The organism is Micromonospora sp. 15K316 (assembly GCF_004348525.1).
Lineage (GTDB): Bacteria > Actinomycetota > Actinomycetes > Mycobacteriales > Micromonosporaceae > Micromonospora.
Window position 1 is genome coordinate 1 of sequence record NZ_SMKG01000208.1, and the last position, 10,686, is coordinate 10,686.

A 10,686-nucleotide genomic window follows, 5' to 3' on the forward strand; every position below is an offset into this window, starting at 1 on the left:
GGGCGGGACGATGCTGTCGCGCCCGCCGGCCGTCCTCGCTCAGCTCGCCGGCGCCGGATCGGCGTCGGCGAGCCACCGCCAGTTCTGCCGGACGTAGCGGACCCGCAGGCCCGCACGCTCCAGATTCGCCAGGGACTGGTTCTTCGTGCCCTCGGCCGGCTGCCCCGTCTCCGCGATCAGCCACCGGCAACCGGCCGCCCGCGCCGCCTCCGCGCGGGCCGCGATCAGGGCCGACTGCACCCCCAGGTTGCGGTGGCTGGGCAGCGTCGACCCGGAGTTGAGCGCGCCGACCGGGCCACGCACGAAGAGGTTCGCGCCGCCCACCAGGTCGGTGCCGTCCCAGACGCCGTACGGATGGAACTGGGGGTGCTCGACGCTCGCCGCCACCATCTCGGCGAGCCCCTCGGTCGGCATGCCGAAACCCCGCAGGAGCACGTCCGCCCACTGCGCCGCGTCGCTCTCGCCGATCGGGCCGACCCGCAGCCGGGTGCCGGCACCCGGAGTGACCTGCGCGATCGGGGCCGCGAGTTTCACCCAGGACGTCGCCGGCTCGATACCGTGCGCACGGCGGATCTCGTCCCAGTCCGACGGGAGGACCGACGGCGCGATCTGGATCGTCGCCCCCGGAGTGCCCTGGGCGCGGTAGAACGCGACGATCCGGTCCACCAGCTCCCGGGTGACGGGCTCGGCGAAGCCGAACCCGAGCGCCTTGCTCCAGTAGGAGACCGGGTCGTCGCGCATCGACAGGACCACGCCGCCACCGATCCGGTCGGTGGCGATCCCGAGCCGCTCCCGGGCGGCCGCCGGCGTCCCCGACTCGTACGCGTACATGAAGTCCGCCTCGGCCGCCTCGGCCATCGCGGTGGTCAGCGCTGCATCCGTCGTGCTCACGCCGACAGGATGCCGCAGCGCGAACAGGACCTTCGGCAGCCGGGGCGGGACGTTACGTCGGTCACGCCCCGAGGGCGGGCGGCCGTGCCGCACGCGGTCGCCGCCGGCACCGGCAGCAACCGTCACGCGGCGTCCGCGTAGCAGTCGACGACGGAGAGATCCAGCGGGAACCGCACCGGAGTGTCGCCGAACAACAACCGCGACGCCCGTTCGCCGCAGCGGGTGACGGCTGCGGCGACCGCGTCGGCCTGTTCCGCCGGGGCGTGCACGATCACCTCGTCGTGCTGGAAGAAGACCAGCTCCGCCCCGGTGCCCGCGAGCTCGCCACGGAGCGTCGCCAGCAGCGTCGACGCCCACTCGGCGGCGGTGGCCTGGATGACGAAGTTGCGGGTGAACCGGCCCCGGGACCGGGCCGCGCGGGCCCGCGAGCCGCGCGGGCCGTCGTCGTCCGGATCGAGTGGGCCGTCCCCCGGCTCGGTGAACCCGACCGAGCCGGGCGGGCACGTCCGCCCCAGCCAGGAGCGCACCAGACCGCCGGCCTCGCCGGTGCGGGCCGCCGCCTCGACGTAGCCGAACGCGGTCGGGTAGCTGCGCTTGAGCACCGCCAGGGCGGGCACCGCCGCTCCCCCGGTCTGCCCGTACATCGCGCCGAGCAGCGCCACCTTGGCGCGGGCACGATCTCCGCCGAAGGATTCCTGGGCGAGGGCGGCGTAGAGGTCGCCGGCGCCGCCCGCCGCGGCGAGCCGCCCGTCGCCGGAGACCGCGGCGAGCACCCGGGGCTCCAGCTGACCCGCGTCGGCCACCACGAGCCGCCAGCCCGGGTCGGCCACCACCGCCCGCCGGATCACCTTGGGGATCTGCAACGCCCCGCCGCCGCGCGTCGCCCAGCGGCCGGAGACCACCCCACCGGGGACGTACTCCGGCTGGAACCGGCCGTCGCGCACCCACTGCTCGCGCCACGACCAGCCGTGCGCCGTCCAGATCCGGTAGAGCTCCTTGTACTCCAGGACGAGCGGCACCGCCGGATGGTCGACCCCGCGCAGCACCCAGGCCCGGGTGTTGGGCAGCTCCACCCCGGCCCGGGCGAACGCGCGCAGCAGCTCCGCCGGGGAGTCGGCGTGCAGGCTGCGTACGCCGAACGCCTCGGCGATCCGGGCCGCCAGCTCGGCCAGCCGGCGTGGCGGCCCGCCCACCGGGGAGGGCTCACCGAGCAGCTCCGCGAGGAGCTCGTCGTGCACGTCGGCGCGCCACGGCAGCCCGGCCGCGCCCATCTCGGCCGCGATCAGCACGCCGGCCGACTCGGCGGCCACGAGCAGCCGGAACCGGCCCGGGTGCTCGGTGGCGGCGATCCGGGCGAGCTGGTCGGCGTAGACCCGCACCAGCGCGTCGATGCCCGGCCCCGGTGGACCCGAGGGGGTGTCGAAGAGGGCGGCCTGCCCGAGGCCGGGTGGCGCGGCCGGACGCGGCGGCGGGTCGGGCGGCACCGGCGTGCCCGTCAGCCGGGCCCACGCGGCGGCGAGCGAGCGGGGCTCGCCCCAGCGCCCGGCGTGGCCGAGCAGCAGCGCCTCGGTCAGCTCGACGTCATGGCACCGCTCCACCCGCACCCCGGCGCGCAGCAGAGCGGGATAGACGGCCGCGCCGGACGCCCAGACCCAGCGCGGATGCGCGGCCAGCTCCCGCGCGGCCACCGCGGCGGCGAGGTCGGCCACCGGCTCCGCCGGGCCGGCGGGCCGGCCGCCGTCGTCGAGAGCCTGCAGCACGCCACCACTGCCGCCCCCGTCGTCCACCACCGCCACCAGCACGAACGCGATTGTGCCTCGCCCGTCTGACACCCGACCCGGGGCACGCCTCGGTCACGGAGAGAGTGGCCATCCCCCGTGCAACGGCCACTCTCTCCGTGAACGAGCCCCGGGCGGGCGGTGGGACTACTTGACGGCGCCGGAGGTGAGGCCGGACTGGATCTGCCGCTGGAAGATCGCGTACACGATGATCATCGGCAGGATCGCGATGGTGAGGGCGGCGAAGAGTCCGGACCAGTCGGCCTCGTAACCGGCGTTGACAGAGATGTCGGCGATGCCCTGGGTGAGCACCCACTTGTCCTTCGCGTTGGAGAGCAGCACCAGCGGCAACTGGTACTGCGCCCACTGGCCGATGACGTTGAAGATGGTGAGGCTGATCAGGCCCGGCTTCGCCATCGGCATCATCACCTGGAAGAAGAGCCGGGTGTGCCCGCAGCCGTCGATCATCCCCGCCTCGGCCACCGACGACGGCAGCGTCTTGAAGAACGCGGCCAGGAAGAAGATCGTGAACGGCAGCGAGTACGCGATGTAGACCAGCACCAGCCCGGTGTGGGTGTTCAGCAGGCCGAGGTTCTTCACCACGAAGAAGAGCGGCACCAGGGCCAGGAACACCGGGAAGGCCAGGCCGGAGACGAAGAGGTAGTAGATGACCCGGTTGCCCCAGAACCTGTACCGGGCCAGCACGTACGCCGCCATCGAACCGAAGAGCATGGTGCCGAAGGTGCCGAGCCCGACCACGATCACGCTGTTCAGGAAGTACCTGCCGACGTTCGCCTTGGTCCACGCCCGGGCGTAGTTCTCCCAGCGCAGCTCCCCCGGCAGGGTCCACGGGCTGCTGAAGATCTCGGTGGTGTTCTTGAACGAGGCCAGGAACGTCCAGAGGATCGGCACGATCACGATCACCGCCCAGACGGCGAGCGCCACGTGACCGAGGCCGGCGAAGAGTCCCACCTCGGAACGTCGGCCCTTCCCGCGCCGCCCGGCGCCGTTGCGGGCCCCGGACTGGGGCAGCGCCGCCGGTGTCGGCGGCAGCGTCGACTGCGGGTTCATCAGTACTCCACGCTTTCCCGCTTGCTGAGCCGCAGCGTCAGCGCCGCGAACGTGATGGTCAGGAAGAACAGCGCCACACCCATCGCCGAGGCGTAGCCGTACTTCGAGTAGACGAAGGCGTTGCGGTAGATCTCCATGGCCAGGACCGTGGTGGCCCCGTCCGGGCCGCCGCTGTCCACCGAGAGCACCGCCACGATGGCGAACGCGTCGAACGCGGCGATGCCGAGGTAGACCCAGGCGACCTGGAGGGTGTCCCAGAGCAGCGGCAGGGTGACCCGGAAGAAGAGCGTCACCCGGGTCGCGCCGTCCATCTCGGCGGCCTCGTAGATCTCGGTCGGGATGGACGCCATCCCGGCGGAGAAGAGCACCACGTAGAAGCCGACCGCCTGCCAGACCAGCACCGCGAGGATCGACCAGAGGGCCAGGTTCGGCTTGATGAGGAAGAGCACCGGATCCAGGCCGAGCTTCATCAGCACGCCGTTGATCAGACCGGACTCGTTGGGCCGGTAGACCATCTGGAACAGCACCGCGATGATCGCCACCGCGAGGACCTGGGGGAAGAAGAACACCACCCGGTAGAACTTCGACCCCCAGACCCCCTGGCGTTGCCCGCCGCTGCTCCGCCCGCCCACGTTGAGCAGGAAGGCGAAGAAGAGCGCGATGGCTATGGTGATCAGCGGCAGGGCAAGCAGCAGTACGCCGTGGTGCTGGATCGCCTTCCAGAAGTTGCCGTCGTCCAGCAGCCTCCGGTAGTTGTCGAAGCCCACCCACTGCGGGGCCGACAGGCCCCGCCAGTTGGTCATCGAGATCTGGAACGCCTGCGCGTACGGCGCGATGACGAAGACCACGTACAGCGTGACCGGGACGAAGAGGAACCCGATCACGAACGGATACTTGCCGTGCCGCATGACCCTACGCTCCGATCAGCGCTTGAACTTGGTGACGGAGGAGTCCTTCTTGATCGCGTCGGCGCGCTTCTGGATCCGCTCGGCGAACGCGTCCGCGTTGATCCGGCCGAACATCAGCTCGTTGGTGGCGGTCCGCGCCTCCGTGTCGAGCTCCTTGTACCAGTTGTCGAACATCATGTTGAACACGTTCGCGCCGGCCGCCTTGAGCGCGGCCTGCGAGCTGGCCACACCCGGCGGGAACTGGTAGCCCTCGCTGCCGGCCGGCACCACGGTGGCCGCGCCGACGGTCTCGGTGAAGCCGCGGGCGCCCTCCTGCGAGAGCATCTGGCGCATGTACTCCATCCCGCCGCGCGGGTTCTTGCTCTTCGCGGAGACGAAGTATCCCTCGCCACCGGCCGCCCGGATGGCGTTGGCCGGCAGCTTGTCCGACGCGGTGAGGCTCGGCACCGGCATGAGCTGGTAGGTGAAGCCCGCCGGCGTGTCCTTCTTCTGCTCGTTCTCCAGCCAGTCGCCGGAGGGGTAGAAGGCGAGCTTGCCCTGGTTCTGGCGCAGCTGCACGTCGGTGTGCTTGAGGCCCTCGAAGCTCTTGTCCGAGTACTTCGCGCCGATCTCGGCCCACGCCGCGGCGGCCTGCAGGACGGCCTCCTGCTTCCAGGCGCCGTCCTCCAGGTTGTCGATGTTCTTCAGCACGTCCGGGCCGCCGATCTTCGCGGCCTGGGTGAGGATCACGTTCCACTGGTAGTAGGCCGCGTTGGCTCCGGCGTACCCGTACGGGGTGATGCCCTTGGCCTTGATCTGCTCGCAGAGCGCCGTGAACTGCTCCCAGTTGGTGGGGGCGGTCCAGCCGTTGTCCTTGAACAGCTTCCCGGAGTACCAGATGCCGTAGACCGTCGAGACGTAGTACAGGACGTACGGCTTGCGCTGCCCGTCGGCGGTGTCGAACATGCCCTGCTCGACGATGCCCGGGATGACCGTGTCCCGGACCTTCTTGCTCGGGTCGTGCACCGACGGCGCGTCCCAGAGCTCGGTCAGATCCTGCAACTGGCCGTCGTTGACGAGCGCGCCGAAGTCGAGGAACTTCTCGCCCGAGTTGTTGACGAACTCCGGCGGGTTGCCGCCGGCGAACCGGGGCTGGAGGACGGTGGAGACCGCCTGGGTCGCCTGGTGCTTGACCTCGGACTTGGGGAACGCCCTCTTGTACAGCGGCTCGTGCACGTCGGTGGCGTACTTCTCGCCGTAGCCGCCGTTGAAGATGATCACCTCGATCGGCGCGTCCTCCTTGATGCCGAGCGGGTTGGTGGCGCTCTTCGTGCCGCCGGAGACCTGCTCGTTCTCCTCGCCGCCGCCGCTGGTGGCGCAGGCGCCGAGCAGGCCGGCGGCTGGGACGGCCAGGCCGACGGCGGCGGCGCGACGGAGCACCGTGCGGCGGTCGAGCGCTGTCGGGTGCTCGGGGGTAATCGACATCGTCGTCTCTCCTTGTGAGATTCGAGTCAGGCGGTGCGCCGGAGACGCCCGCCGTACCGCGACTCGAGGGCGAGGTTGTGCTCGTCCCCGCCGGGGACGTTGGCGGAGAGGTAGATAGGGGGTACCTCTCCGACCTGGTGGAACCGTCGTACGACCTCCGCGGTCAGCAGCTGCGCCAGCAGCGCGGTGGTGACCGAGGAGACCGCACAGACCGCGCCGCCGCCCTCGAGCGGCAGCAGTGCGTCGCCGTACGGTGCGCCGTTGTCCAGCACGACGTCGGCGAGGTCGGCCAGCCGCCGGCCGGACGGGTGCCGGGGGGCGACTCGCGCGGTGTGCTCTACCGAGGTGACCGCGATCAACGGATGACCGCGGTCGGTGACCAGCGTCGCGAGCTCGACGACCGAGCCGTTGATGCCGGACTGGGACGCCACCACGAACACGTCCCGCGGTTCGGGGGCCGCGAGCGCGTAGATCCGGTGGGCGATGGAGGGGTCGCGTTCCAGCTTCGGGTCGGCGAGCACCTCGCGCGAGGCGTCGCCGTGCAGCACCAGATCGTGCACCGAGAGCCGGTTGGTGGGCACCAGCCCGCCGGCCCGCGCCACGAGTTCGGCGGCGAACGCCTCGGAGTGGCCGGCGCCGAAGGCCTGGAGCACCCCGCCGGCGCGCAGGCTGGCCGCGATCAGGTCGGCGGCCCGGCCGAGCCCGTCGGACTGGGTGTCGACCAGCCGGTCGAGGACCGGGCGGACGGCGTCCGCGTACGTCTGCGCGCTGATCACGACGCGGCTCCTCTCGCCTTGTGGCCGTCGACGGCCTGGGCGGTACGTCGGAAGGCGGCGTGGGCCCGGTCGTGGGTCCGCTGCGCGACGGCGATGTAGAGCAGGTCGAGCACGACCAGCTGCGGATGGCGCGCGCTGAGCGCGTCCGGCCGGAAGGTGGTGGCCTGGCTGGCGGTGATCAGGACGATGTCGGCCAGCTCGGCCAGCGGCGAGCGGGGGAAACCGGTCAGGGCCACGGTGGTCGCGCCGTGGCTGCCGGCCTCGGCGAGCATCTCGATGGTCTCCCGGGTCTGCCCGGTGTGCGAGATGCCGAGTGCCACGTCCCCGGGGCGCAGCAGCGCGGCGCTGGCCAGACCCTCGTGCACGTCGTTCCAGGCCCACGCCGCGACTCCGATGCGGTGCAGGCTGAACTGCATCTCCTCGCCGACCAGCGCGCTGCCGCTGGCGCCGAAGATGTTCACCCGGGACGCCCCGGCGATCGCCACGGCCGCCCGCTCCACCTCGGCGAGGTCGAGCAGCGCGGCCGTGTCGTGCATGGCCCGGGTGTCCGCGGCGATGACCTGGTCGAGCACCCGGGTGAGCGGATCGCCGGGCTGGATCTCCCGTCCGATGTCGACGGTCCAGCCGGCGGACCGCGCCCGGCCGGTCTCCGCGGCGATGCCCAGGCGCAGGTCGGCGTAGCCCTCGAAGCCCATGGCGCGGCAGAACCGGGTGACGGTCGCCGGTGAGGTCCCGCTCCGCTCGGCCAGTTCCACGATCGTGGAGCGCGCGGCGGCCTCCGGGTCGCTCAGCACGTGCTCGGCGACCCGGCGCAGTGCCCCGGTCAGCTCGTCGAGACCGGTGCGGACCCGGGCGAGCACGCCGTCGGAGGCGGCGGCGCGTACGCCCCGTCGGTCGAACGCGTCGGCGTCGACCACCGCGGTCCCCGCGGAGGTGTCCACCTCGTGATCAACCATGGGACGCCTTTCGAAAAGACTGTTAACTGATAGTGGTAAAAGTTCTTACTGCGGGCCCCTCTGTGTCAAGACCGTGGGCGAAGTTTTCAAACTGTTACCTGGTGCGCACCCCCGGGCACGGTCCGGCGCTTGCCCCCGCACCCCTTGGACGACCAGCATGAATGCCACATCGATCAAGGGGTGGGTGCGGATGACCGGAACCGTGGTGGTGGGCCTCGACGTCGGAGGTACGTCCACTCGGGCCATCGCCCTCGACCTGGACGGACGACGCCTCGGCACCGGTCGGGCCGGCGGCGGCAACCCCACCAGCCACGGCGCCGAACGGGCGGCCGTCGAGCTGCTGACCGCGCTGCGCGGCGCGCTCGCGAACGTCGACCCGGCCGGGGTACGTGCCGGGGCCATCGGGTTGGCCGGGGCCGGCCGGCTGCTCGCCGACCCCGCCGGGCGGGCGGCCTTCGACCGGGCCTGGCACGACGCCGGCCTGGCCTGCCCGTACGAGGTGCACGGCGACGCGCTGGTCGCGTACGCCTCGGGCACCGCCGGGCCCGACGGAACCGTGCTCATCGCCGGCACCGGCGCGATCGCCGCCGAGGTGCGCGACCTGCGGCTGGACCGCGTCGCGGACGGGCACGGCTGGCTGCTCGGCGACGCCGGCTCCGGTTTCTGGCTGGGCCGGGAGGCGGTCCGCCGGCTGCTGGCCGACCTGGACCGCGGGCACGCGCCGGACGTGCTGGGCCGGCAGCTGCTCACCGACCTGCTCGGCTCGGCCGAGGTGGCGGCCCGCCCCCGCGACACCGTCGACACGCTCATCCAGGCGGTGACCCGCCGCCCTCCGGTGGAGCTGGCCCGGCTGGCGCCGGCCGTGGTCGCGAGCGCGGTGGCGGGCGACCCGGCGGCGACCGGGCTGATCGTCGAGGCCGCCACCCATCTGATCGACAGCGTGCGCCGGATCCGGCCGACCGGCGCCGTCACCCCGCTCGTGCTCGGCGGAGGGCTGCTGACCGGGGACACCCCGCTCGCCGCCGCCGTACGGGCCGCGGCCGCCGGGCGCTGGCCGCACGCGCCACTGTGCACGGCCGGCGACGGGGCCGCCGCCGCGGCCTGGCTCGCCGCCCGGGACCTGCCCGAGGCCACCGACCCGGCCGCGCTGCACGCCCTCCTGGTCGCCCCGGTCCGCTGAGCGCATCGGGCGGGGCGACACGGATCAGGGGGCGGGGATACCGATCAATATCGGCCAGCGCCGCGCTCACGATCCGGCGGCCGGGGCTCGGCGTGGCAGTTCCGCCGCCGCGGCCCGCCGACCGACCCCGGCGGCCGGGCCCTACGTCACTTCAGCTGGCCGGCGGTCAGCCCGGACTGCACCTGACGCTGGAAGATCACGTATACGACGAGCACCGGCAGGGTGGCGATGGTCAGACCGGCGAAGAGGCCGCTGTAGTCGCCCTGGTAGCCCTGGCTGACCGCCAGCGCGGTGAGCCCCTGGGCCAGTACCCACTTCGAGTCGTCGCCCTGCATCAACACCTGGGGCAGGATGAACTGGTTCCACTGGCTGAGGAAATTGAAGATCGCGATGCTGATCATTCCCGGTCGAGCCATCGGCAGCATCACCCGGAAGAAGAGCCGGAAGTGGCCACACCCGTCGATCAGCGCCGCCTCCGCGACAGTGGTCGGCAGGGTCCGGAAGAACGCGGTCAGGAAGAAGACGGTGAACGGCAGCGAGTACGCCGCGTAGACCAGGACGAGACCCGTCCAGGTGCCGAAGAGGCCCGCGTTGCGCACCACGAAGAAGAGCGGCACGAGCGCCAGGAAGACGGGGAACATCATCCCGCCGACGAAGAGGTAGTAGGCGATCTGCCGGCCGCGGAACTCGTACCGGGCGAAGACGTACGCCGCGGCGGCCCCCAACAGCATGGTCAGGGTGAGCGAGCCGGCCACCACGATGGCGCTGTTCAGGAAGTAGCGGCCGATGTGCGCCTCGGTCCACGCCCGGGCCCAGTTCTCGAACCGCAACGCCCCGGGCAGCCCCCACGGGTCGGAGAGGATCTCCCCGTCGCTCTTGAACGAGCTGACGAACATCCACAGCAGCGGCAGTACGGTCAGCAGGCCCCACAGCAGCAGGAAGCCGTGCGAGAAGACGTTTGCCACGCCGGACTCGCCGCGCAGCGCCCGGTCCCGCGGCACCCGCCGGTCGGTCGCGCCGGCGCCCCGGGACGCGGGCTTGTCGAGAATGGTCACGAGTACTCGATCCGATCACGCCGGGCGGCCCGCAGGGCCAGTACCGCCACCGACAGGGTCAGGAAGAACAGCACCACGCCGATCGCCGAGGCGTACCCGAACTTGCTCTCACTGCCGAACGCCGTCTCGTACATCCGCAGGCCGATGACGTCGGAGGAGAAGTTCGGGCCGCCGTTGGTCATCTGCTGGATCAGGATGAACCCGTCCAGCGCCGCGATCGCCAGGTAGATCCAGGCGACCTGCACGGTGTCCCAGAGCAGCGGGATGGTGACCCGACGCAGGGTGGTCCACCGGGACGCGCCGTCGAGCAGCACCGCCTCGTAGATGTCGCGGGGGATGGCCGACATGGCCGCGCCGAAGAGCACCACGTAGAAGCCCACGTTGGCCCAGACCATCACCGCCAGCACGCACCAGAAGGCCGTACGGGGGTCGCCGAGCCAGGTCGGCGCGGGCAGGCCGACGGCGCGGAGGGTGCCGTTGAGCAGGCCGCTGTTGGGGTGGTAGACCTCCTTCCAGAGCAGGGCGATGATGACCACCGAGAGCACCTGCGGGAAGAAGTAGACCATCCGGTAGACCGCCGTGCCGCGTACGCCGGTCACCCCGGCCC

Annotated in this window: 10 protein-coding genes; 1 reads left to right on the top strand and 9 read right to left on the bottom strand. The window is 71.9% G+C overall.

All coding sequences use genetic code 11. The features are described 5' to 3' along the window. Positions 1-39: 39 nt before the first annotated feature. The 7 genes from E1211_RS26365 to E1211_RS26395 all read right to left on the bottom strand — a co-directional run bounded on the left by E1211_RS26365 (position 40) and on the right by E1211_RS26395 (position 7,844). Positions 40-891, bottom strand: a complete 852-nt coding sequence (locus tag E1211_RS26365; protein ID WP_207915519.1) for a GNAT family N-acetyltransferase — start codon at positions 889-891, stop codon at positions 40-42. A gap of 122 nt (positions 892-1,013) precedes the next feature. Next, positions 1,014-2,723, bottom strand: coding sequence for a bifunctional 3'-5' exonuclease/DNA polymerase (locus E1211_RS26370; protein WP_371686203.1), 1,710 nt, complete (start codon positions 2,721-2,723; stop codon positions 1,014-1,016). A gap of 93 nt (positions 2,724-2,816) precedes the next feature. Continuing rightward, complete coding sequence (locus E1211_RS26375) at positions 2,817-3,740, bottom strand: carbohydrate ABC transporter permease (protein WP_132351961.1); 924 nt, start codon at positions 3,738-3,740, stop codon at positions 2,817-2,819. Continuing rightward, positions 3,740-4,648, bottom strand: coding sequence for a carbohydrate ABC transporter permease (locus tag E1211_RS26380; RefSeq protein WP_132351963.1), 909 nt, complete (start codon positions 4,646-4,648; stop codon positions 3,740-3,742). Before E1211_RS26380 ends, E1211_RS26375 begins: the two co-directional genes overlap by 1 nt. A gap of 15 nt (positions 4,649-4,663) precedes the next feature. Next, positions 4,664-6,112 carry an N-acetylglucosamine/diacetylchitobiose ABC transporter substrate-binding protein gene (gene ngcE, locus E1211_RS26385; RefSeq protein ID WP_132351965.1) on the bottom strand — a complete coding sequence of 483 codons (1,449 nt, stop codon included), beginning with the start codon at positions 6,110-6,112 and terminating at the stop codon, positions 4,664-4,666. A 26-nt stretch (positions 6,113-6,138) separates the two neighbouring features. Further along, positions 6,139-6,888 (bottom strand): sugar isomerase domain-containing protein, encoded by a 750-nt coding sequence (locus E1211_RS26390; protein WP_132351967.1) that lies wholly within the window; start codon positions 6,886-6,888, stop codon positions 6,139-6,141. Continuing rightward, complete coding sequence (locus tag E1211_RS26395) at positions 6,885-7,844, bottom strand: MurR/RpiR family transcriptional regulator (protein WP_132351969.1); 960 nt, start codon at positions 7,842-7,844, stop codon at positions 6,885-6,887. The genes E1211_RS26390 and E1211_RS26395 overlap by 4 nt, the downstream gene beginning before the upstream one ends. 190 nt (positions 7,845-8,034) lie before the next feature. Between E1211_RS26395 and E1211_RS26400 the strand changes: the two genes are divergently transcribed. After that, positions 8,035-9,024: an N-acetylglucosamine kinase gene (locus tag E1211_RS26400; RefSeq protein ID WP_132351971.1), complete on the top strand. Its 990-nt coding sequence runs from the start codon at positions 8,035-8,037 to the stop codon at positions 9,022-9,024. A gap of 146 nt (positions 9,025-9,170) precedes the next feature. Here the strand turns inward: E1211_RS26400 and E1211_RS26405 are convergent, their stop codons facing one another. Continuing rightward, a complete protein-coding gene (locus E1211_RS26405) occupies positions 9,171-10,079 on the bottom strand; it encodes a carbohydrate ABC transporter permease (RefSeq protein ID WP_132351973.1) in 909 nt (302 codons plus the stop codon). Continuing rightward, positions 10,076-10,686 (bottom strand): carbohydrate ABC transporter permease (locus tag E1211_RS26410; RefSeq protein ID WP_132351975.1); only part of this gene is annotated, 611 nt, incomplete at its 5' end. The genes E1211_RS26410 and E1211_RS26405, both read right to left, overlap by 4 nt.